This window comes from Microbacterium sp. MMO-113, from assembly GCF_037148555.1.
Taxonomy (GTDB): Bacteria; Actinomycetota; Actinomycetes; order Actinomycetales; family Microbacteriaceae; genus Microbacterium.
Genome location: NZ_JBBCTD010000002.1, coordinates 624503 through 646763, shown reverse-complemented (window position 1 = coordinate 646763; position 22261 = coordinate 624503). Strand labels below are relative to the sequence as shown.

Genomic DNA, 22261 nt, shown 5'->3' with positions numbered 1-22261 from the left:
TCTTGCGACGCGCCCGGGCGTTTTGACATGTCCCGTCACGATCGGACATAATCCCCCCCATGACCATCAACGCACGCCCTTTGTCCGCCCAGGAGGCGAACGGGACTGCCGGGATGATGATGCCCGGTCGCGTTGACATGTGTTGCCGAATGTGTCGCTGAACGAACAGCCACCTCGCCTGACCTGACTCCTCGCCATCTGCGAGAGCAGCGTCCCGAGCACACACCCGTGCTCGCTTCCCCGGCTCCGCCGGTCATTCGTGCAACGCATCCGAGCCCCCTCCCATCGGGCTCACGTCCTGAGGACCCATCATCATGTCGAACTCCGCCCTTCTCGAGCGTCCCGCCGTCACCGCCCTGAACCGCACCGTCCGACCCGCCGAGTCGTCGGCTCCGCTGGCCCCGGCCGGCGCCGACCTCCCCGCCGTCCGCTCGCCCCGCGGCTTCGCCCTCTACGTCGGCCTGGACGAGATCAAGGCCGCCGAAGCCGGTGTGAGCCTTCCGCTGCTCGTCGACGCCCTCCGCCGCACGCTGGCCGAGCTCGCGCCCGGCGCCGAGACCCACGCCACCGTCGCCCTCGCCCCGCACGGCTCCGGCGGCCGAGACCTGGACGTCGTGCGTCTCGCCCTGCAGGAGCCCGGCGCGATCGCCCGCACCAAGGCCGCCGCCGAGGAGGAGACCACGCCCGAGGAGTCCGGCGTCACCGTCGACATCTCCCGCAAGCGCGTGCTCATCGACGGCGAGTCCGCCGCCTTCACCTACAAGGAGTTCGAGCTGCTGCAGTACCTCGTCCTCCGCGAGGGGCGCACGATCGAGCGCAGCGAACTCGTCGCCGCCCTGTGGCAGGCCCAGGACGACGAGACCCCGGGCGAGCGCACGATCGATGTGCACGTGCGGCGACTGCGGGCGAAGCTCGGCCGCTACGAGGACATCGTCCGTACCGTGCGCGGCATCGGCTACCGCTTCGACCGTCATGCCGATGTCGTCATCCGCTACGGCCACGGAACCCCGTCGCCCGACCGCTTCTGACCCGCTCTGCTCAGCCCGGAGGCCTGTGTCAGGAGTCGCGCGTAGGGTGGGCGCATGACCCTCGCCGCCGCCCCCGCGACGGCGGACGCCGTCCGCGCGGATGTCCCGCGGGAGACGACGTACCGCCCGCCGCACCCGCTCGATCTCCGGCGCACCGTCGGCATGCTGCGTCGCGGCGGCACCGATCCGACGACGGTCTTCGACGGCCCCGTCATCTGGCGCGCGGTCCGCACGCCACAGGGTCCGTCGACATTGGCGCTGCGGATGTCGGGGAACGAGGTCAAGGCGACCGCCTGGGGTCCGGGCGCCGAGCACGCCCTCGCCCTCGTGCCGACGCTGTGCGGCGCCGGCGACGACCCGACCGGCTTCGATCCCTCCCTGCACCCCCTCATCGCCGAGGCAGCCCGGCGACACCCCGGCATCCGGCTCGCGCGCACGGACGAGGTCTTCGATGCCCTGGCCTGCGGCATCCTCGAGCAGAAGGTCACCTCCATGCAGGCCTTCGGCGCCTGGAGGTACCTCGTCTCGCGCTACGGCGACCCGGCACCGGGGCCGACGCCGCGACCGATGGCCGTCGCTCCCACGGCGGCGCAGTGGCGACGCATCCCGTCCTGGGCATGGCATCGCGCCGGCGTGGAGCCGCCGCAGTCGAAGACCATCGTGCGGGCCGCAGAGCGCGGCGATCGCATCGCCGCTGCCGTCCGAGCGGCCACGACCGGCGCTGACCGTGACCGCGTGCTCACGAGCCTGCCCGGAGTCGGGGTCTGGACCGCCGCGGAGACCCGGATCCGCGCGCTGGGCGACCCCGATGCCGTCAGCGTGGGCGATTACCATCTGGCGCACGAGGTCGGGCATGCCCTGACCGGGCACCGCACGGACGATGCCGGCATGGTCGAACTGCTCGCACCCTGGGCCGGCCACCGGCAGCGCGTCATCCGGCTCATCTTCGCGAGCGGCGTCGCCGAGGCGCGGCGCGGACCCCGGCTCGCCCCGGAAGACCACCGCCGACGCTGACCAGCCCGTTCCCGCAGCGGCCGACGTATGCTGAGCGCATGTCCCGTACCGCCCTGCGCATCTTCGTCACGGTCGGCCTGCTGATCGCCGGTGTCGTCCTCGGCCTCATCTTCCAGAACGTCTGGCTGGGCGTGCTGCTCGCCGCGATCGTGTGGTTCGGCTGGTTTCTCGGCTACGAGTCCCGCCGCGGTCACAACGCGGGCGTGAACGACGAGGACCATGGCGTCGAGCTCTGACGCCCGTCAGTAGTAGACGGCGAGGGGGCCGGAAGGTCCCTCCACGACCTGCACCGGGGTGTCGAACACGCGGCTCAGCACGTCGTCCGTCATGATCTCGGCCGGGGTGCCGAACTCCACCACCCGGCCGTCCTTCATGGCGCAGATGTGGTCGGCGTAGTGTCCGGCGAAATTGATATCGTGCAGCACGATGACGATCGTCCGCCCCAGCTCTTCTGCCGCGCGCCGCAGGTGCTTCATCATCTGCACGGCGTGCCGCATGTCGAGGTTGTTGAGGGGCTCGTCCAGCAGCACGAACTCCGTGTCCTGCGCGAGGACCATGGCCACGTAGGCCCGCTGCCGCTGCCCGCCGGAGAGCTCGTCGAGGTAGCGCCCCTCGAGCGCCCCCAGATCGAGGAAGTCGATCGCCTGGCTGATGACCTCCTCGTCGGCCCTCGTCAACCGGCCCTGGGAGTGCGGGAAGCGGCCGAAACCCACGAGCTGCCGCACCGTGAGCCTGGTCACGAAGTGGTTCTCCTGGCGGAGGATCGAGACCACCTTGGCCAGATCCTTCGACTTCGTCGAGGCGACGTCGAGCCCCGCGATCTCGATGGCTCCGGCGTCCATCCCGTTCAGCCGGCCGATCATGGTCAGGAGCGTCGATTTGCCGGCACCGTTCGGCCCGATGAGGGCCGTGATCCCGCCGGTCGGGATACGGAGGTCGACGGGGCCGATCGCCACCTCGCTGCTGTAGTCACGGCGGACGCCGTCGAGTGCGATCACAGTCTGCCCTTTCGGAGGATGACGATGAGGAACACGGTGCCGCCCACGATCTCGATGAGGATCGAGACCATGCCCTGCGCGTAAAAGACGTTCTTCATGACGAAGTACGCCCCCGCCAGGATCGAGAACGCGGTGAGGACGGCGACGGGGAAGATCAGCCGATGGTCGTGCGTGTCGGCGAACTGGTAGGCGAGCGTCGCCACGAGGAAGCCGAGGAAGGTCATCGGCCCGACCAGGGCGGTGGAGGTGGCCATCAGCACGGCGACGAGCGTCAGGACGAGGAACTGCTCCCGGCGGTGGTCGAGCCCCAGCGACCGCGCGGCATCGGGGCCGAGCGCGAGGACGTTCAACCGGCGAGACCGCAGCCACAGGAGGGTCGAGGCCGCGATCACGAGCGGGATCGCGAGCGGGAGGTACGAGGGATCGGCGTTGGAGACGTTGCCGAACAGCCGGGCGGCGAGCACATCGAACTCGCTGGGGGTGAGCAGCCGCTGCATGAAGGTGGCGATCGCCCCGAGACCTCCTCCGATCACGATGCCCACGAGCAGCATGATCTGGAGGTTGCCGTACCGGCCCGAGAGCAGCCACCCGTAGAGGACGACGGCGAGCCCGACCATGATGAGCACCTGAAGCGCGAACTGGCCGACCCCCTGGATCGCCACCAGCCCTGCGACGCCGAAGAGGTACACGGTCGTGGTCTGGACGACGCGGTACAACGACTCGAAGCCCATGATCGAGGGAGTGATGATCCGGTTGTTCGTGACCGTCTGGAAGCTGACCGTGGCGACGGCCTGGGCGACCGCGACGAGGGCCATCACGACCACCGCGGTCGCGCGGTGCTGCGCGATGCGCCAGAAGCCGGGGGTGCCGATGGGGAGAGGGTTGTCCCAGGCGAGGAGACCGAAGGCGGAACCGAGGGTGATCACGCCGAGCACCACCAGCACGACGATGTAGCGGCGGCGCGCCCGCGGAGTCGTGAACGCCCCGGCCGACCGCGTCGTCCGCGGGGCCCCGGTCGCCGTCATCGTCTGCTCAGCCACGACGACGCTGCCGCAGGAGGAGGAGCACGAACACGACCGCGCCGACGACACCGAGGATCAGCGACACCGGCACCTCGAACGGCATGATGATCGTCCGGCCGATGATGTCGCAGACGGTGACGATCGCGATGCCGAGCAGACACACCCACGGCAGGTTGCTGCGCAGGTCGTCACCACGGACCATCGAGACGATGTTCGGGACGATGAGCCCCAGGAAGGGGAGGTTGCCGACGACCACGGTCACCACGCCGGTCGTCACCGCGATCAGCGCGGTGCCGAGCAGGATCATCCGGTTGTAGTTCACCCCGACGTTGGTGGCGATCTCCTCCCCCAGCCCGGCGATCGTCAGCCGGTCGGCCACGAGGAAGACGACGACGCCGATGATCGCGACGATCCACAGCATCTCGTACTGGCCGCGCATGACCGAGGTGAAGCTGCCTGCGAACCAGACGCCGATGATCTGCAGCGAGTTCGTGACGAGGGCGAAGTAGGTCGTGATCGCGCCGACCACCGCGCCCAGCATGATGCCGACGATGGGCACGATGAGCGACGACTTCAACGCCACCCGCCGGAGGAACGCGAAGAACACTATCGTGCCGACGAACGCGGCGAGCACGGCCCCGGCCATGCGCAGCGGAAGGGAGGGCTGCGGCACGAGCACCATCACGGTGAGGAGCCCGAGTCCGGCCCACTCCGTGGTCCCGGTGGTGGTCGGCTCCACAAAGCGGTTCTGCGTGAGCAGCTGCATCACGAGGCCGGCCATCGCCATCGCCGCGCCGGCGAGCACGAGCGCGATCGTGCGGGGAACGCGGGTGATCTGGAACATCTGCGCGCCGTCGTCCGCGCCCGCGATGTCGTACACGCCGGTGAAGAGCGAGATCACCAGGAGTGCCGCCACGACGAGGACGCCGACGAGCAGCTTCGGATCGAACAGCCGTACGGACGATCGCGGTGTCGCTGTGAGGAGAGGAGAGGTCATGGGGGGATGCCGGCGGCGGCGCCCCGGTCGGGACGCCGCCGCACAGCCCTTACTTGTCGGCGCTCTTCTCGAGCGCGTCGGCGAGGTCGTTGAGGAACGTCGTGTACGTCTGGATGCTCTCGTTGAGGTAGGTGTCCGTGGGCATGTAGACGATCTGGTCGTCCTTCACCGCGGTGACGCCGGTGAGCGCCTCGGAGTTCTCGATGATCTCCGCCGCCTGCACGTAGTCCGGCGTCTCCGCCGCGAACACGGCGTCGCGGTCGAGCACGAGGATCCAGTCGGGGTTCGAGGCGGCGATGGCCTCGACCGAGATCTCGTCGCCCTGGTGGTCGTCGCTCGCGTCGTCGACCTGCAGTGCGGGCGTGAGGCCCAGCATGTCGTAGATCGGGCCCAGGGAGCGGCCGACGGTCGGGGCGAGGTAGCCGATCTGCCCGCCCGAGGTGTTCACCGCCATGACGGTGTCGGCGTCGTCGTAGGCGGCCTTCGCACGGTCCACCGCGGCGTCGAACTCCTCGACGAGCTTCTGGGCCTCGTCCTGCGTGCCGAAGATCTCGCCGAGGACGGTGGTCTGCCGCTTGAGCTCCTCGTCGAACGGCTCGCCGTCCCGGGGCTCCAGGTCGATGATCGTGGCGTCAGGGACGAGCTCCGCGATGGCCTCGTTGTGCTGCGTGAACCGCTGCCCGCTGATGATGAGGTCGGGGTCGGCTGCCACGATCGCCTCGAGGTCGGGTTCCGTGTGCAGGCCGATGTCGACGACGTCCTCGTCCTTCGCGTAGGAGACGGTCTCCGGCATCAGGGAGACGGCACCGGCGGAGAGCTCGATGCCCCAGTCGGAGAGGGTCTGGAACGTCCGGTTGTCCAGAGCGACGACCGAGGTCGGCGGCGTGGTGATCTCGTGCGTGCCGGTGTTGTCCTCGATGGTCACGGTCCGCGATCCCGCCGTCGTCTCGTCGGGTTCGGCTTCGCCGCCGGACGCGCAGCCGGAGAGGGCGAGCAGGCCGACGAGAGCGACGCTCGTGGCGGTGAGGATTCTGGGCACGGACATGGAGAGACTCCTGTTCTGCGGGGATGTGTGCGCTCTCGTGGAGCGCCGGTCCGACGGGCGGGCGAGCCGACCGCGTCGGTTTTTAGGTTAGCCTTACTTTATGAGCGATACGAAATCCGGTTTCTCGATCGAGCGTCGCGGCCTCGAGCTGCGCGGCCTCGAGCTGCGCTTCCGCAACGTCACGCTGAGCGCCCGCGAGTGGCTCGCTCCGGATTTCGTGCGCGTCCGCCTGTCCGGGCCCGACCTCGCCGGCTTCGACTCCCCCGGCTCCGACGACCACATGCGGCTCTTCTTTCCGAGCGGCCCCGTGGACTCGGTGGAGGAGCTGCGCGCCGCCCCGAGCCGCGAGTACACGCCCCTCGCCTGGGGTGACGACTGGCTCGACGTCGAGTTCGCCGTGCACGGCGATCAGGGCGTGGCCGCCCCGTGGGCCGCGAACGCCCCGCTCGGGTCGACCATCGGCGTCGGCGGGCCGCGCGGCGCCGCCGTCCTCACCGGAGAGCCGGGATCCTGGCTCCTCCTCGGCGACGAGACCGCCATCCCCGCGATCCGCCGCTTCGCCGCCCTCATCCCCGAGGGCACCCCCGCACGCATCGTCATCGAGACGGTGTCGGCGGGTCGCGAGGTCGAGATCGACGCTCCGGTGCCGGTCGAGTGGCTGCATCGCGGCGACGCGCCGGCCGGCTCCGCGCTGATCGCCTTCCTCGACGCGCTGACCGCAGACGACGTCGTGGGAGACGACCCGTTCGTCTTCATCGCCGCCGAGCAGTCCATCGTGAAGCCCGGCCGGGCCCTGCTCGGGCGCTGGGACGTGGACAGCGCGAACGCCGTCGTGAAGGGCTACTGGAAGCGTGGCGAAGCCGAGTACCACGCTCCGCACTGACACGGAGGTGCTGCGCTGACAGACTGGGCGCATGGCTCTCCTCGATCACCTGGGCATCACCGTCGCCGACCTCGAACGCGGGCGCGCGCAGTTCCATCCCGTGCTCACCGCGCTCGGCTATGAGCTCGGCGGCGAGGACGATCACTCGATCTCCTGGCACACCGGCGAGGAGACCGAGATCATCCTCTACACGTGGGACGACGATTCCGCGCCCCACCGGCACGGGCGCGTCGGCTGGCAGCACATGGCTTTCGCGGTGCCGTCGCGGGCGGAGGTCGACCGACTCCACGACCTCGCCCTCGACGCCGGATGGACCGCGGTGCGCGAGCCGAAGGAGTACCCGCGGTACAGCGAGCGGTATTACGCCTCCTTCGTCGAGGACGCCGACGGCATCCGGCTGGAGTTCATGTACAACCCGCCGAAGGACGCTTGACGCCCGGGGCGTGTCGCCGCCTGGGCCTCACTTCATGATCATCCTGTCCGAGCCCGTCCACGGGCCTGAGATTCAGCTCGGAGCCGGCGTGACCCGGGTGTTGGAGACGGCCGCGAATCGCCATTCCCGTCCGGCGCATTCCGCGACCCCGGTGAGGATGCCCGATCCGTCCGGCACGCTCAGGGCGGCGTCGGCTCCGTCGGGCTGCTTCAGCGTCCAGAACCCGTACATCACGACGACCTCCGAGTCGACGTCGACGACTTTCACCTTGTCCAGATTCAGGTCGGCGACGGCGATCCGGCTGTCGAAGGCGTCGGCGTGACCGGACTCGATGCCGTCTCGGCCGGGCATAAACTGCCCGAAGATGTTGACGAAGTTGGCGTCTTCCGTGAACAGGTCTGCGAGCTGCGCCGCGTCGTGCGCGTTGAAGGCTTCCGTGAACTCCGAGAACAGCGTCACGGGCGACGCGCTGCATGCGGGGGTGGGAGTCGTCTTCGGGGAGGGCGGAGGCGCCGCCGTGCAGCCTGCGACCAACATGCCGGCAATAGCGGCGATTGCGCCGACCGCCATCATGCGCGGTCCCGGTGATATCGACATCATTCCTCCTCTTCTGCGGGGGCACACGCCCCTCGTGTGATCGACGACGACTCTTCTTGCGAGGTCAAGGAGGGGAAACGCTGCCCTGGCCGGCGCTGAGCTTTCTGCTTCGTGGTCAGCGCCATGGCATCGGCCGCATGGGCGGCGAGCCGTTCGAGCGGCCCCTTGCCCGCCGTGCGGGTCCAGATCAGTGCTGCGATCATCATGAGGATCGACAGCACGACCCAGGAGAGAACGGGGTTCGGCAGCCATGCCGAGGCGCCGGCACGGATGAGGATCGCCTGGACGACGTAACCGGTGAGAGGTACGGCACCGTAGGCGGCCAACGGGAGCACGGCCCAGCGAGCGTAGCGGGTGACGAGGAGGCAGAGCCCGAGTACCGCGACGGCGAAACCGCCTGATCCCACGATCTCGAGGACACCGCCGGAGTGCGGCGAGACACCCGTGACCGCATTGAGCATCGCCGCCGGCGGATCCTGGGAGACGACCCAGTCGAAGTAGGAATCCTCCGAGTCGGCTCCGCCGAACAGAGAGACCCGCTCGGGTGCGACACAGGCGACGATGCCGTCGCTCTTGTTGCACGTCAGGCCAGAGATATCGATCTCATCCCCCGGGACCATGCCGCTGGATGAGGAGGGAGCAGTCGACGAGGAAGCATCTCCCTGCGGTGGAGCGAGGATTGCGCCGAGGGTGTACGCACCGAGGCAGAGCAGCGTGCCGCCGACCACCATCATGAGCCCCGTCCGCACCCGCGTCAGATCGAGGCGTCCGATGATGAGCCCCGCGCAGAGAAGCGCGGCCCACACGGTAATCGGATAGGTCCCGAACACCACCAGAGCGAGTCCGGGACCGGAGAGATCCGGAGAGAGCGTTCCGACGAGGGCGAGCAGCGGTGGACCGAGCACGATGAGTCCCCCTCCGGCGATGAGGAGCGTCTTCGTGCGCAGATGCACCGTGAACGCGGCGAGGACGTACAGGACGCCGTAGAGGCTGAGGATCACGGCGATGCCCGACCCCAACAGCTCGACACCGAGCCCGACGACGAAGATCGCCGCTCCTCGCCCTACCAGCCGAAGACGCACCCTCCTGAGCTCGTCCGCCGTGGCATCGCGAATGCCCACCGTCATGAGGGCAAGCGAGACGCCCGCTAGCAACGCGAACAGAATCGATGAGCGCCCGTTGACCACATCGAGCCAGCTCGAAGGATCGAAGAGCGTGAGCCCGGGCCCGCTCGCCACCGCCAGATGGGCACCGAACATCCCGACAAGAGCGAGGCCGCGGGCGACGTCGACCCCCACGATGCGCGGTCTCCGCACGGCGGCGACTGCGCGGTCGTGCGGGTGGGTGCCGGAGCCCGCGACGAAACCGTCCGCCGTCGGGCCGTTGGCGGAGGGAACGGCAGGGGATGTGTTCACGTGACGACCTCTCATCGGCTTCTGCTCTTCGGGGAAGACCCGGAGACACGTCACGCCACGACCCCTGCAACGCGCGAGGTAACATGTTAGACGCTATCCAGAATTCTCCGCTCGCCTGACCGGTCACGCAAGAGCATCTGAGCGCGGCTGAAGGATCCGGTGCCACGATGAGGGGATGGAGACCATCGACGGTGTGCAGATCTGGACCATGATCGGCGATGCTGTTCATCCGCGTCTTGCGCAGCGAGATCGGCGGCCTACGCAACGAGATGACCGCGCATCGAAGGGTCCGACCGTGATGTGCAGGCGCTCGTGAAGCGCACGTTCGGGCTGGATCGGGAGTGAGGACCGACGCATGAGGATCGTCGTCGCAGGAGGGACCGGCGTCGTCGGCACGCCCACGGTGGAGGCCGTCCGGAGCGCCGGTCATGAGGCCGTCGTGCTCAGTCGTTCGCACGGCGTCGACCTGGTCAGCGGGCGCGGGCTGGAAGCGGCGCTGGCCGGAGCCGACGCCGTGATCGATGTCGTGAGCGTCGAGACCCTGAAGGCGAGCACGGCGATCGAGTTCTTCACGGCCGCCACCGGGAACCTCCTCGCCGCCGCCGCGGACACCGGCGTGGGACACGTCGTCCTGCTCTCCATCGTCGGCATCGACCGCATCCCCTACGACTACTACGCGGGCAAGGTGGCCCAGGAGAAGCTTGTCTCCGCGTCCGCCGTCCCCTCGACGATCCTCCGAGCCACGCAGTTCCACGAGTTCGCCGCGCAGATGTTCGCTCGGGCGAAGGCGGGGCCGCTGCATCTCGCCCCGCGTGCGCGCACGCAGCCGGTGGCGGCCCGCGAGGTCGCCGAACGGCTCGTCACGCTCGCGACCGGGGACGCGCGGGGTCGCGTGCCTGATCTCGCCGGCCCCCGCGAGGAGCAGCTCGCCGACATGGTGCGGGCGTACGCGCGACGCATCGGGTACCGCGGCTGGATCCCGGCACTGAACGTGCCCGGTCCGCAGATGGCGGGGATGCGCGCGGGAAAGGCGCTGCCGGGACCCGACGCGGTACGCGGGACCCAGACGTTCGCAGATTGGCTTGCCGAGGCGGTGCCGGCGCGCGCAGACTGAGGTGGGGCGGGGGTCTTTCCGCAGTCGAGCGACCAGGAGCAGCACGCATGGCGAACCTCAATCCCTACCTGTCCTTCCGCACCGAGGCCCGCGAGGCCATGGAGTTCTACCGGGGAGTCCTCGGCGGCGACCTCGACATCACGGTCTTCGGCGACTTCCCCGACATGGTGCAGGATCCGAGCCAGAAGGATCTCGTGATGCATGCGCAGCTCACGACCCCCGACGGGCTGGTGCTCATGGCCTCGGACACCCCGGAGGGCATGACCTACGAGAAGCCGCAGGGCGTCTCCGTGTCGCTGAGTGGCAATACCCAGGAGGTCACCCGGCAGGTGTGGGACCGTCTCTCCGAAGGCGCCACGATCACGATGCCGCTCGATGTCCCGCCGTGGGGCGGCACGTTCGGGATGCTCATCGACCGCTTCGGGATCGCCTGGATGCTGCACGGCGACCCGGAGTGACCCCGGACGGTGTGCTCCGGACTCAGCCCGGCAGCACCGCCCGGCAGGCGAGATGCAGCGCCAGCCGCGCCTCGGGGTCGTTCATGTCGATCCCGAGGAGCTCCTGTACTCGTCGGATCCGCACGGCGACCGTGTTGCGGTGCAGCCCGAGCGCGGCCGCGGTGGCCGCGATTCCGGACTCGTGGTCGAGGTACGCCGACAGAGTCCTGAGCAGCTCGCCGCTCCCCTCGGCCAGAGGGGCGAGCAGCGACTGCGCGGCCGGGACGAAGGTGTCGTTGCCGGTCCAGGCGAGCAGGAGCTGTTCGAGCCCGAGGCTGTCGACGCGGACGAACCATCCGGTGGCCGACCGGGCCGCAGCGATCCGTGCGGCGTCGCCGGCCTCGTCGAGGGTCGCCGCTAGTCCTTCCGGCCCGGTCTGTGCCGAGCCCACCCCGGTGGCCACCGCGAAGTCGCGCAGTGCCGCGAGGTGGAGCTCGCGCAGTGCCGCCACAGCCCGCTCGACGCGGTCGGGCTCCGGGGCCTCAGCGAAGGAGAGCCAGCCGCTGAGGCCTCGACCCGCCGTGGTCGCGTGCGCCTCGGCGTCGATCGCGCTGAGCCCGGGCCTGATCGCACGGAGGAGCGCGAGCGGCTCCACCCGGCTGCGCGCCACCATGCGGAACCCGAGGTGATGCCCGCCGGTGCGCCATCCCCGCTCCGCCATGCGCCGCTCGACGTCGGCATCGGCGGCTCCGCGGAGCTCGACGAAGTCCCGCAGCAGCCCCGACGACGCGGCGACGTCGTTGACCGCCGCGATCTCGTCGATGAGGATGCGGGCGGCCACCGCGGGCATGGCGACCTCCGCGGCCACCAGGAGCGATTGCAGCTGCGCCTCTCCGAAGCCGTGGCCGAACAGGACGAGACGCAGACCGGACCGGCCGGGGCTGTCCACCCGCACCGAGGCGGCCGTGCCCTCCCCCGCCCTGGCACTGTCGCTCCACGCGTCGAAGCGGATCGCCGCGTGCAGTTCGGCGTCCAGGTGTCCGCCGGCTTCACGGAGCACTCCCGCGGCGTCGACGAGGGCGACGCCCAGACCGAGGTTCGCCGCGAGGTGTCCGAGCAGGTCGCCGAGGTCGTCGGCGGCGTACTCGAACGACTGCGCGACCTTGCGCACCCGCGTGAGCGTCAGAGCGTCGCGGGCCTCGATGAGCATCCAGCAGGCGCGGGCGAGCTGGACCGGCCTCTCGACATCGAGCAGGGCGAGACCGATCCGGTCCGCGAGGCGGAGTGCCCCGGGGTCGACACCGGCGGCGCCGGGGAGCGCGAGCCCCGTGAACCCGCGGTCACGGACCCGGCGCAGCATCGCGTCCTGCTGCCAGGTGGCGATCGGCGCCCCGGACGTGAGGATCGCGAGCCGGCCGATGCCCTCGTCGGGCAGGTCGGACTCGCCGGCTTCCACCACCACCGCGTCCCACGCGACATCCCGCGGGCCCGCGACGTGGCGGAGGACGCCGTTCTCCTCCTGCGCCAGCAGCGCCGGCAGCGCGAGCGCCCCGCTCACGCCGCGTCCAGATCGACGAGCCCATAGGCGGAAGGCACCACCCGGGCCCGACGCTCGGGGCGGGCGTTCCACCATGCGGGAGCGGGGAGGGCGAGGGCCGCCACGGTGCGCCCGGGGGCCAGCTCGGTGACTTCGAGGACGTCTCGGGACACGGCATCCAGGAGGACGATGATCTCGGGCGCCGCGGCCACCAGCAGGCCGTCGGTGAGCACCGCGAGGGTCTCGGACCGGGTGACGATGCGGTGCACCGCTCCGCCGAGTCCGGCGATCTCGACCGCGTTCACGTGCGGGTCGGCTGCGGAGGACGCGGTGGTCACGATGCGGCCCTCGGCGAGCAGCGTCCCCCCGAGCACCTCGGCGAGGACCGGCAGCGGTGCCGCCCGGTGCGCCAGGAAGCTGCGGCCGAGGGCGAGCGCGCGGGCGAGGTGGTCGGCGATGGCGTGCTCGCGCAGGTCGCCGACGGTGAAGCCGGCGAGAACGGCGCAGCCGACGCCTCCGGCCTGGACGATGGCCGAACGCACGACGCGCTCGGCATCGATCGCCCGCGTCGCCTCCACGAGCGCCACCCCGTCGGCACCGGTCTCGCACGCGAACACGAGCCCAGGGACACGGTCGACGAACAGCGACATCTGATCGAGTCCCGGCACCGCGCGCCCGGTGCAGTCGGCGTCCACCACGGTGTGCGATCCGGCCAGAGTGAGCGGCGCGAGGCCGTTCATCCCTCCGCCCTCGAGCGAGCACACCGCCGGGACGGGATGCCCGAGCCACCTCTCCACTGCGCGCAGCAGCGGGGCGAAGGGGGCGGCACCGGGCATCCGCTCCCCGAGCAGCATCGTCGACCCGACGAAGGCCACGCCGAGGCAGGGCGTCGCGGGATCCAGCGCGTCCACCGGCGCGATCTCGAGCGGCCAGTGCGCGGTCGTACCGAGGATGAGTTCGAGCATCGTCGTGGAGCCGCCGCCGCCGGAACCGAGCAGCGCGTACCCGCGGGCGAGCGCCTCCAGGTCGTCCCGCTCCAGCCTCATGGGATCCAGCCTAGGACGCGACCATCCCCTCGACGGGAGCGAACTCCTCGGTCAGGCCGAAGGCGGAGGGGCCGAAGGCCGCCAGAGCCTCGGGAGTGCGCATCATCGCCGGCGTCGAGATGCCGAGCACCCGGACGCGCTGACCGTAGCGGAGGCCCTCCGTGGTGATGGGCTCGGCCGTCTCGTGGTCGACGACGCAGATGAGATCGGGAACGATCGCGACGAGCCGCCCACCCCGCCGCGCGGTGAGGTTCTCGTTCTGGAAGGCGATCTCGAACGTGTCGTCCTCCGCGGCGCCGAGCGGAGCGATGACCGCCCGCCCCTTCGCGAAGCCCTCGGTGGTCCGTCGTTCGACGTCCACCACCTTCCCGACGCAGAGCTCGCGCACATGCGGGTAGAGCGTGGTCGCGAGCGTCGCGGCGATCGCCTCGAACGGCGAGCGGTGCTCCTCCCGGGCGAGCCGGATCGCCCGCCCCAGGGCGAGGGCCATCGAGATGGTGCGCGGCACCGCCGTGCGTCGCACGTCGGCCCCGCTCATCGCGTACTCGGCGATGTGACCGACGCCACCCAGCCGGATCGTGATGCCGCGGGCGAGCCACTCCATCTGACGATCGTCGTCCCCGGTGTCGATGACGACGCGCTCTCCGCGCTCTCCGGCGAGGGCGAGCGGCGAGCCGTGCACGCCGTAGACCGCGAAGGTCTCCATCGACAGCTCGGGGAACGCCCGGCCCATGCCGTCCGCGTCCACGACCGGAAGACCGGTCTCCGCGGCGACGATGAGCGGGATCATCGAGTTGATCCCGCCGCACTCGATCGGCATGGTGGCATCGGCCCGGCGTCCCAGGTGATCCTCCAGGGTGCGCAGGGCGAGCGTGGGCTCGGTGCCGGCGGGGATCTTCTCGACCATCACGGTCGGTGCCCCCATCTGCGCGGTCGGGATGACGAAGAGGTCGTCGGCGAGGTCGTCCGGGTCGAGGATCGTGATCGCCCCGTCGCCGAGCACCCGCTCCACCAGCATCTTGCCGATGTAGGGGTCGCCCCCGCCGCCGGTGCCGAGCAGCGTCGCGCCGCGGGCGAGGTCGGGCAGATCCGCCGCCGTCAGCTCCCAGCTCATGCGGCGGCCCCCGCCGCGGCGTCTCCGGCGGAGACTGTGCCGTCGAACCGGTGCGCCGGGATGTCGTAGCCGAAGTACCCCGGGCCGACCATCGCGAGAGCCGCGTCCGAGTGCCAGCGCTCGTCAGCGGGAGCGGCGATCACGCGGACGCGCTGACCGTAGCGCAGCCCTTCGGTCGTGACGGGCTCCCCCGACTCGCCGTCGAGCACCATGATGAGGTCGGGGGTGGTCGCCAGCACCCTCCCGTCCGCTTCCGCGACGAGGTGCTCGTTCTGGAACTGCAACGTGAGCGAGGTGCCTCCGTCTCCGTCGATCCGTGCCCGACCACGGGCGAAGCCGGTCGTCGTGGCCCGGTTCACGTCGGCGACCTTGCCGCCGAACAGCTCGCGGCCGCCGAGGAGCTCCACGACAGCGGCGACCGGGTCGGTCTTCGCCTCGCGGGCCTCCGCGATCCGCTGGCCGATGTCGATGCACCGGGACAGCGATCCCGCCACCAGCGACTGGCGTGCGGCGGCACCCGACATCGAGAAGCCGGAGATCATGACGGAGCAGCCCATCTCGACGCAGGCGACGCGGGCGATGCGCTCGGTCCAGGAGTTGTCGGCGGTCTGCAGCACGCCCGTGTTCCCCTTCTCGTCGCTGAAGGCGAGCGGCGAGGCCGTCACGCCGTACAGCGTCGGGAGCACCATCTGCAGTTCGGGGAACGCGCGTCCCATGCCGTCCGCGTCGACGAGGGGCAGCCCGAGCGCTGCGGCGGCGGCGATCGGGATCGTCGAGTTCACCCCGCCCACCTCTGCACAGGCGATGTGGGTGACCGGGCGGCCGAGATGGATGCCGAGCGCCTTGACCGGCTCGATGACCTCCGCGAGGCTCGGCAGCTTCTCCACCATGACGGTGGGCGCGCCCATCATCGCGACGAACAGCACGAGGGCATCGTCCGGCACCTCGTCGAGCGCCACGACCGTGACGTCTCCCGCGGCGAGGGCCTGGCGGGCGAGGAGGGCGCCGATGTACGGGTCGCCGCCCCCGCCGGTGCCGAGCACGGCCGCGCCGCGGGCGAGACCGTCGATGTCGGCGGCGGTGATCGTCGTGCTCATGTCAGGCCCCCATGTCGAGGTCGCCGACGGCCTTCACGCGGATGCGCGTGGCGTTGCCGGGAAGATACGGGATGGGGACCTCGTCGAAGTCGATGATCGACACGGTCGCGGGCTTGGCGCCGGCCGCGATGGCCTTGTCGACGGCCTCTGCGCGCACCTCGGCGATCGTCTCGTCGCGGCGGCCCGGCTCGATCGCGTAGACCTTGTCGATCTCGCCGCCGACCTGCGCGATCGAGGCGCCGATGGCGTTGGCGACCGCGTAGTTCTCCGGACGATGCACGGTGCCGAACAGGGGCAGCTCGTCGGGCAGCAGGATGGACCCGCCGCCGACGGCCACGACCGCGATGGGCTCGGGCGACGTGCGCATGCGGTCCACCGCCTCCGCCACCCGCTCCGCGATCCGGGCGAGCACGCGCTCCACGAAGGCGGGATCGAGGTGCGCGACCTTGGCGGGGTCCCCCACCTGCGCACGACCGGCGGCGACCGCGATGTCGGTGGCCGTGAGGGTCGAGCCGCCGAAGACCAGAGCCTCCGTCGTCAGCCGGTAGCCGACCGAGGCCGGGCCCACCTCGGCCGTCTCCTCGTCGACGATGCTGCCGCCGCCGATGCCGAGGGAGAGCACGTCCGGCATGCGGAAGTTCGTGCGGATGCCGGCGACCTTCACCTCGTTCGCCGTCTCCCGCGGGAAGCCGTTGATGAGCAGCCCGATGTCGGCGGTGGTGCCGCCCACGTCGATGACGGCGCAGTCGACGAGGCCGCTGGTGGCCGCCGCCCCACGCATCGAGTTGGTCGGGCCGGAGGCGAAGGTCGCGACCGGGTACCGGCGCACGTAGTCCTCGTCCATGAGCGTGCCGTCGTTCTGGCTGAGGAAGATCGGCGCTTCGATGCCCTGCGCACGGACCGCCGAGGTGAGCCCGTCGACGATCTCCGACGCGAGCTCGCGGAGGGCGGCGTTGATGATCGTCGCGTTCTCGCGCTCCAGCAGTCCGATGCGGCCGATCTCGTGCGACAGCGAGATGGCGGCGTCTTCTCCGAGCACCGAGGCGACGATCTCGGCCGCCTGCACTTCGAGGTCGTGGTTGACCGGGCTGAACACCGACGAGATGGCGACCGAGCGGATGCCGTGCGCCTTCATGTCCTCGGCGTGCGCGCGGATCTCGTCGGGGTCGAGCGGCGAGATCGGGCGGCCGTCGAACTCGTAGCCGCCGTGCGCGAGGTAGCTGCGCGCCTGGGTGGCCGCGACGAGAACCTCCGGCCAGTCGATCAGCGGCGGCAGGGCCCGCGTCGCGGGCAGGCCGAGTCGAAGGGCCGCCACCGGAGCGAGCCGGCTCGCCTGCACCAGCGCGTTGATGAAGTGCGTCGTGCCGATCATCACCGCGTCGATGTCGCCACCCTCGAAGGAATGCCCCGCACGGAGGTCTTCGATGGCCTGGACGATCCCGCTCGTCACGTCCGGGGTCGTGGAGTGCTTGACCCCGGCCAGGGTGCGGGTGCCGTCCATGAGGACGGCGTCGGTGTTGGTGCCGCCGACGTCGATGCCGATGTGCATGGTGCTCGCTTTCGTGGAGGTGGTTCGTATCCGGCGGGTCTGCTCAGACCGCGGCGGGGGCGCTGTCGACGGGGCTCGCCTGCCGGGTGGTCGCGACGCCGACGCCGCGCACCCAGCCGAGCTTGCCGGCGACGATGTAGAGCACCATCGACAGGAAGAGGCTGAGCAGGGAGGGGATGCCCCAGGTCACGAAGTAGCCGACCAGCGAGGAGACCAGCCAGACGACGATCGTGGCGGGGACGATCCGCGGCGCGGTGGCGGGCAGGGTTCCGGCCTCGCGCGTCGCGTCCAGCTCGGGGCGCCAGCGGCGCACCACGTAGTACTCGGCGACCATGATCCCGGCGATCGGCGGGAACGCGACGCTGAGCACGATCAGGAACTCGGTGAACTGTCCGAGGATGCCGACGGCCGCCAGCACCGATCCGACGACGCCGAGGACGATCGTGGTGGTGACGCGGTGCAGATTCTTGCCGAAGGCCGTCGAGATGAAGTTCACCAGGCCGAGGGTGGAGGAGTACAGGTTCCAGTCGTTGATCTTCAGCGTGCCGGTGAGCACGATGAACAGGCCGACGAACCCGACGGACGAGGTGACGATCGCGACGATGTCGCCGGTCGCCGCCGCGTGGGCGAGGAGGACACCGGCGAGACCGATCACGAACTCGCCGAGGGAGACGCCCAGCACCGTCTGCTTGACGACGTCGGCGCGGGAGCGGTTGAAGCGGGTCATGTCCCCCGTGATGATCGCGCCGACGATGAGACCGCCGGCCACGATGCCGGTGCCGGCCCAGACGCTCATGGTCGGTCCGGGCGCGGGGCCGGTGAGCAGCTCGCCGATGTCGTGGCGGGTGAGCTCGGAGATGACGGACCAGCCCACGAGGATCAGGAACAGCGGCACGGTGATGTTCGCGAGCCACTGCATCCCGACGAACCCGAAGGCCACGATCGCGGTGACGGCGAGGCCGAAGATGAGGCTCCAGGCCCACACCGGCAGGGCTCCGGGCATCAGGGCGTCGAGGGACTGGGCGGAGATCGCGGACTGGATGCCGAACCAGCCGATGAGGCTGATGCCGATGGCGAGGCCGACGAGCGAGGCGCCGATCTCGCCGAAGCCCGTCCAGCGGGCGAGCAGCGCGGTGTTCAGGCCTTCGCGCTGGCCGATGAAGCCGACCACGCACATGATCACTTCGAGGATGAGCGAGCCGAACAGGAAGGCGAGGACGGCCTCGCCGAAGGTCATGCTGTAACCGAGGGTCGCGCCGAGGAGGAACTGCGAGAGGGCCGAGACCTGTCCGAATCGCTGGACGGCGATTCCGAACCAGGGCTTGCGGGCCTCGGGAGTCACTCGGGAGAGCGCGAAGTCGTCTGCGTGCGCCGTGCGTGCCATGGGAAGTCCTTCGGGAGGAGGATACGGGTTGCCCGCCACGGTACTCATCCCCCCGCCTTCCCCGACATGTGCACTCTGCCTCAATCCCCCTTCCCTCTGTGCACCCTGCCCACCCCCTCCCTTCCCGCCGCGTCCCTCTCTCTTCCCGCCGCGTCCCTCTCTCTTCCCGCCGAGACCCCGGGTTCACGTCGAAACCCCCTGTCTCCGGCGTCCGGGACAGGGGGTTTCGGCGCGAAAGCGGGGTTTCGCGAGTCAGTGGAGGGCGTTCTCCTCGATGAAGGCGCGGAGAGCGTGCTCGTCGTCGGGCATCTCGGTCACGTGCTGGGGGGCGTCGAGCATGGCGCGGAGCTCGGGGGCGTACGCCAGCTCCACCCCGATGGCCTCGTGGATCGTCTCGGCGAACTTCTCCGGCTTGGCCGTCTCCAGCACCAGCATCGGCACTCCGGGCTCGACATACTCCCGCGCGACCTTCACGCCATCGGCGGTGTGCGGGTCGATCACCTCGCCGGAGGCCTCGTACACGTCGCGGATGGTCGAGAGCCGGTCCTCGTGCGTCGAGGTGCCGCTCACGATGCCGAACTCCTCGGTGAAGCGCGGCTGCTCGGCCGAGAAGTCGAAGAAGCCCTGCGCCTCCAGGTCGTCCCACGCACCGACCACTCGCGCCGGATCGCGGTCGACGAGCTCGAAGATGAAGCGCTCGAGGTTCGAGGCCTTCGAGATGTCCATCGAGGGGCTCGAGGTGGCGAGCGTCTGGGCGGCGCTGCGGGGGCGATACACCCCCGTGCGGAAGAACTCGTCGAGCACGTTGTTCTCGTTCGCGGCCAGGACGAGGCGCCGGATCGGCAGTCCCATCTGCTTCGCGAAGAATCCGGAGAGGATGTTGCCGAAGTTCCCGGAGGGTACGGTGAACGACACCTCGGTCCACCCGCCGGCATCGGTCGCCCGCAGCCACGCCCAGAAGTAGTAGACCGTCTGCGCGGTGATGCGGGCGAGGTTGATCGAGTTCACAGCGCCCAGGTGCTGAGCGCGCTTGAAGTCGAGGTCGCCGGCGAGCTTCTTCACGAGGTTCTGGCAGTCGTCGAAGACGCCCTCCACCGCGATGTTGTGCACGTTCGCGTCGTCGAGCGAGAACATCTGCGCCCGCTGGAACGCGCTCATCCGGCCCTGCGGCGACAGCATGAACACCGCGACGCGCTCCTTGCCCCGCAGGGCGTGCTCCGCGGCGGAGCCGGTGTCACCCGAGGTGGCACCGAGGATGTTGAGGACCGAGCCCTGGCGCTCGAGCGTGTACTCCAGCACCTGCCCGAGGAACTGCATGGCCATGTCCTTGAACGCCAGGGTCGGGCCCTCGGAGAGGCCGACCAGCGTGAGGTCGTCGTCCACGCGACGCAGCGGGACGACGCCGTCCGGGAAGTCCGCGTACGCCGCCGCCGTCATCCGGGCGAGATCCTCCCGCGGGATGTCGGTCGCGAAGAGGCCGAGCACCTCGGTCGCCAGCTGCGGATAGGTCAGGGCACGCCAGCGCTCGAGCGTCTCGCCGTCGACCTCGGGCATGACGTCGGGGACGGCCAGGCCGCCGTCGGGCGCCAGGCCCTCCAGCAGCGTCTCGCTGAACGACTGCGGCTGCATGCCGCCGCGGGTGGAGATGAACGGCACGTGTGCTCCTCGGCTCGGGACTCGGCGCCTCCATTCTCGCAGGCCGCGACCCTCGGAACGGACGCGTGACGATGCTCAGATCCAGCCGCGCTCCTCGGCGACGAGCACGGCCTGCTGACGGGTGCTCACCGAGAGCTTCCCGAGGATCACGGAGATGTGGTTGCGCACCGTCCCCGGCGCCAACGCGAGCGCCCGCGCGATCTGTCCCGTGGTCTCCCCTCGACGCCCGGCGCGGAGCACATCCAGTTCCCGATCGGTGAGCGGCGACCGCTCGTCGCTCAGCGCATCCGCGGCGATCTCCGGATCGACGTACCGGGCGCCGGCCGCGACGCGGCGGATGATCGCGGCGAGCTCGTCCGCACCTCGCGACTTGGGCACGAACCCGGAGACGCCGGAGGCGAGGGCCCGCCGGAGCACCCCGGGGCGGGCGTGCCGGGTGACGACGATGCAGCGGGTCGCGATCGTGCGGTTGAGCCGCTCGGCGACCTGCACACCGTCGAGTCCCGGCATCTCCAGGTCGAGCAGACACACGTCGGGCTCGACCCGGACGGCGGCGGCGACGGCCTCCTCGCCATCCGCGCACTCCGCGACCACGTCGATATCGGCCTCGAGACGCAGCAGGGCGGCGAGCGCGGAGCGGATCATGCCCTCGTCGTCGGCGAGCAGCACCCGGATCATCGGACGATCTCCGCGCGCGCGGGCACGGTGACCGTCACGACGAACTCGTCGGCGTCCCGCCGCTGCTCGTACGTGCCGCCCGCCTCTCCGATGCGCCGGCGGACGCCGTCGAGCCCGGAGCCGCCCGCCCCGTCCTCGGACGCGGGGTCGGTGTCGTTGGCGACCTCGTACCGCCAGGCGTCCGCCGTCCGGTCGAGGATCAGGCGCGCGTGACCACCGCGTCCGTGCCGCAGGACGTTCGTGGTCGTCTCCCGGATCACCGGGCCGAGGTCGGCCACGGGTGCCGCGTCCGCATCCGGGTGGATCCGGGCCTCCACCGTCAGCCCTGCGGCCGCGAGCAGGTCTCGGGCGTTCGCCAGCTCGTCGCCGAGGGGCACGGAGCGGAACCGCGTGGCGAGGTCCCTGGTGCCCTGCCGCGCGTCGTCCACACTCGCCCTGGCGGCGCGGAGCTGCTCCATCCCCGCCTGCGGATCCGTGGGCAGCAGGCGCTCCGCCAGTTCGAGCTGCAGCGCGATCACCTGGAGATGATGCCCCTGGAGGTCGTGCACGTCGGTCGCCACCCGCAGGCGCTCCTGCGTCGCCGCCAGGCGCGCCTCCGAGGCGCGTGCCCGGTCGAGGGCCACGAGCACGTCCCACCACCACAGCGAGCTCACGGTCATCCCGGGGAGCATGATTCCGTAGAGCACCGGCACCCACGCCGGGATCCCGGAACCGAGGGTCGTGGTCGAGTCGAGCAGCGCGAGAGCGACGAGCACGACCGTCGCCGCCACGGCCACGCGCACCCGGATCCCGCGGGGCCAGCTCACCAGCACGAGGACCTGCACCACGGGCATCGCGGCGAGCTGCCAACTACCGACCAGAGCCCCCGCCGCGCCGCCGTAGATCAGGGCGACGACGGTCGGCACGGCCAGCCGCACCCAGCCCACCCCGGGGCCGGCGTCGACGCGATGACGGTAGTCGACCAGCAGCAGGACGGTCGACGCCGCCCAGAGCACCCCACCGACCCCCACGACGAGCAGAGCGACGCCCGAGCGATCCAGTGCCACGGCGATGCCCAGCCAGGCGGCCACCAGCATGAGCTCGATGAAGATCACCCCGCCGACCGTGTACCACCAGGTGGCGGTGATGCCCCGCGCGAGCTGGCGGGCACCGGGACCGGGATCGGAGAGGGCGGGGGAAGGACTGCTCACGCTCCCCACGATAGAGGCGTGACACAT

At 70.5% G+C, this 22261-nt stretch carries 22 protein-coding genes; 7 read left to right on the top strand and 15 right to left on the bottom strand.

All coding sequences use genetic code 11. From position 1 onward, the window contains the following. Positions 1-314 precede the first annotated feature (314 nt). Genes WFJ36_RS09895 through WFJ36_RS09885 form a run of 3 tightly spaced genes read left to right on the top strand, consistent with a single transcriptional unit; the run spans position 315 to position 2278 of the window. On the top strand, positions 315-1028 hold the full coding sequence (locus tag WFJ36_RS09895) for a winged helix-turn-helix domain-containing protein (RefSeq protein WP_292788113.1): 714 nt from the start codon (positions 315-317) through the stop codon (positions 1026-1028). 54 nt (positions 1029-1082) lie between these two features. Further along, on the top strand, positions 1083-2042 hold the full coding sequence (locus tag WFJ36_RS09890; RefSeq protein ID WP_336643216.1) for a DNA-3-methyladenine glycosylase family protein: 960 nt from the start codon (positions 1083-1085) through the stop codon (positions 2040-2042). Positions 2043-2080: 38 nt separating this feature from the next. Beyond that, a complete protein-coding gene (locus WFJ36_RS09885; RefSeq protein ID WP_025104487.1) occupies positions 2081-2278 on the top strand; it encodes a hypothetical protein in 198 nt (65 codons plus the stop codon). A 6-nt stretch (positions 2279-2284) separates the two neighbouring features. On the opposite strand, the gene WFJ36_RS09880 is transcribed toward WFJ36_RS09885, so the two are convergent. From WFJ36_RS09880 to WFJ36_RS09865, 4 genes are read right to left on the bottom strand one after another with little or no spacing between them, the layout of a single operon-like run. Beyond that, the gene (locus WFJ36_RS09880) at positions 2285-3040 is read right to left on the bottom strand and encodes an iron ABC transporter ATP-binding protein (RefSeq protein ID WP_071327603.1); all 756 of its coding nucleotides are present in this window, start codon (positions 3038-3040) and stop codon (positions 2285-2287) included. Further along, positions 3037-4065 (bottom strand): iron chelate uptake ABC transporter family permease subunit, encoded by a 1029-nt coding sequence (locus WFJ36_RS09875; protein WP_292788148.1) that lies wholly within the window; start codon positions 4063-4065, stop codon positions 3037-3039. Before WFJ36_RS09875 ends, WFJ36_RS09880 begins: the two co-directional genes overlap by 4 nt. Positions 4066-4072: 7 nt before the next feature. Further along, entirely contained in the window at positions 4073-5059 is a 987-nt protein-coding gene (locus WFJ36_RS09870) for an ABC transporter permease (protein ID WP_292788118.1), read from the bottom strand. A 49-nt stretch (positions 5060-5108) separates the two neighbouring features. After that, a complete protein-coding gene (locus WFJ36_RS09865) occupies positions 5109-6104 on the bottom strand; it encodes a siderophore ABC transporter substrate-binding protein (RefSeq protein WP_292788120.1) in 996 nt (331 codons plus the stop codon). Between the two features lie 100 nt (positions 6105-6204). On the opposite strand from WFJ36_RS09865, the gene WFJ36_RS09860 reads away from it, so the two are divergent. Together WFJ36_RS09860 and WFJ36_RS09855 are read left to right on the top strand one after the other, a co-directional pair. After that, complete coding sequence (locus WFJ36_RS09860) at positions 6205-6987, top strand: siderophore-interacting protein (protein ID WP_336643215.1); 783 nt, start codon at positions 6205-6207, stop codon at positions 6985-6987. A 31-nt stretch (positions 6988-7018) separates the two neighbouring features. After that, on the top strand, positions 7019-7420 hold the full coding sequence (locus WFJ36_RS09855) for a VOC family protein (RefSeq protein WP_292788124.1): 402 nt from the start codon (positions 7019-7021) through the stop codon (positions 7418-7420). A 72-nt stretch (positions 7421-7492) separates the two neighbouring features. On the opposite strand, the gene WFJ36_RS09850 is transcribed toward WFJ36_RS09855, so the two are convergent. Together WFJ36_RS09850 and WFJ36_RS09845 are read right to left on the bottom strand one after the other, a co-directional pair. Continuing rightward, positions 7493-7879, bottom strand: coding sequence for an SgcJ/EcaC family oxidoreductase (locus tag WFJ36_RS09850; protein ID WP_071327608.1), 387 nt, complete (start codon positions 7877-7879; stop codon positions 7493-7495). A gap of 137 nt (positions 7880-8016) precedes the next feature. Next, complete coding sequence (locus tag WFJ36_RS09845) at positions 8017-9432, bottom strand: hypothetical protein (RefSeq protein ID WP_292788126.1); 1416 nt, start codon at positions 9430-9432, stop codon at positions 8017-8019. A gap of 355 nt (positions 9433-9787) precedes the next feature. Between WFJ36_RS09845 and WFJ36_RS09840 the strand changes: the two genes are divergently transcribed. Further along, positions 9788-10546, top strand: coding sequence for an SDR family oxidoreductase (locus WFJ36_RS09840; protein WP_292788128.1), 759 nt, complete (start codon positions 9788-9790; stop codon positions 10544-10546). Between the two features lie 47 nt (positions 10547-10593). Then, complete coding sequence (locus WFJ36_RS09835; RefSeq protein ID WP_071327611.1) at positions 10594-11004, top strand: VOC family protein; 411 nt, start codon at positions 10594-10596, stop codon at positions 11002-11004. A gap of 22 nt (positions 11005-11026) precedes the next feature. On the opposite strand, the gene WFJ36_RS09830 is transcribed toward WFJ36_RS09835, so the two are convergent. From WFJ36_RS09830 to WFJ36_RS09790, 9 genes are all read right to left on the bottom strand, one after another. Beyond that, a complete protein-coding gene (locus tag WFJ36_RS09830) occupies positions 11027-12541 on the bottom strand; it encodes a PucR family transcriptional regulator (protein ID WP_336643214.1) in 1515 nt (504 codons plus the stop codon). Next, entirely contained in the window at positions 12538-13566 is a 1029-nt protein-coding gene (locus WFJ36_RS09825) for an S-methyl thiohydantoin desulfurase domain-containing protein (RefSeq protein ID WP_336643213.1), read from the bottom strand. Before WFJ36_RS09825 ends, WFJ36_RS09830 begins: the two co-directional genes overlap by 4 nt. Before the next feature lie 10 nt (positions 13567-13576). Further along, positions 13577-14680 carry a DUF917 domain-containing protein gene (locus WFJ36_RS09820; RefSeq protein WP_071327614.1) on the bottom strand — a complete coding sequence of 368 codons (1104 nt, stop codon included), beginning with the start codon at positions 14678-14680 and terminating at the stop codon, positions 13577-13579. After that, positions 14677-15777, bottom strand: a complete 1101-nt coding sequence (locus WFJ36_RS09815; RefSeq protein WP_071327615.1) for a DUF917 domain-containing protein — start codon at positions 15775-15777, stop codon at positions 14677-14679. The genes WFJ36_RS09820 and WFJ36_RS09815 overlap by 4 nt, the downstream gene beginning before the upstream one ends. A gap of 1 nt (position 15778) precedes the next feature. Further along, positions 15779-17326: a hydantoinase/oxoprolinase N-terminal domain-containing protein gene (locus WFJ36_RS09810; RefSeq protein ID WP_071327616.1), complete on the bottom strand. Its 1548-nt coding sequence runs from the start codon at positions 17324-17326 to the stop codon at positions 15779-15781. Between the two features lie 43 nt (positions 17327-17369). Further along, positions 17370-18710, bottom strand: coding sequence for a purine-cytosine permease family protein (locus WFJ36_RS09805; protein ID WP_071327617.1), 1341 nt, complete (start codon positions 18708-18710; stop codon positions 17370-17372). Positions 18711-18962: 252 nt separating this feature from the next. Beyond that, on the bottom strand, positions 18963-20366 hold the full coding sequence (gene thrC / locus WFJ36_RS09800; protein WP_336643212.1) for a threonine synthase: 1404 nt from the start codon (positions 20364-20366) through the stop codon (positions 18963-18965). A gap of 75 nt (positions 20367-20441) precedes the next feature. After that, entirely contained in the window at positions 20442-21044 is a 603-nt protein-coding gene (locus WFJ36_RS09795; protein ID WP_336643211.1) for a response regulator transcription factor, read from the bottom strand. Beyond that, a complete protein-coding gene (locus WFJ36_RS09790; protein WP_336643210.1) occupies positions 21041-22234 on the bottom strand; it encodes a sensor histidine kinase in 1194 nt (397 codons plus the stop codon). The genes WFJ36_RS09795 and WFJ36_RS09790 overlap by 4 nt, the downstream gene beginning before the upstream one ends. Between the last annotated feature and the right edge of the window lie 27 nt (positions 22235-22261).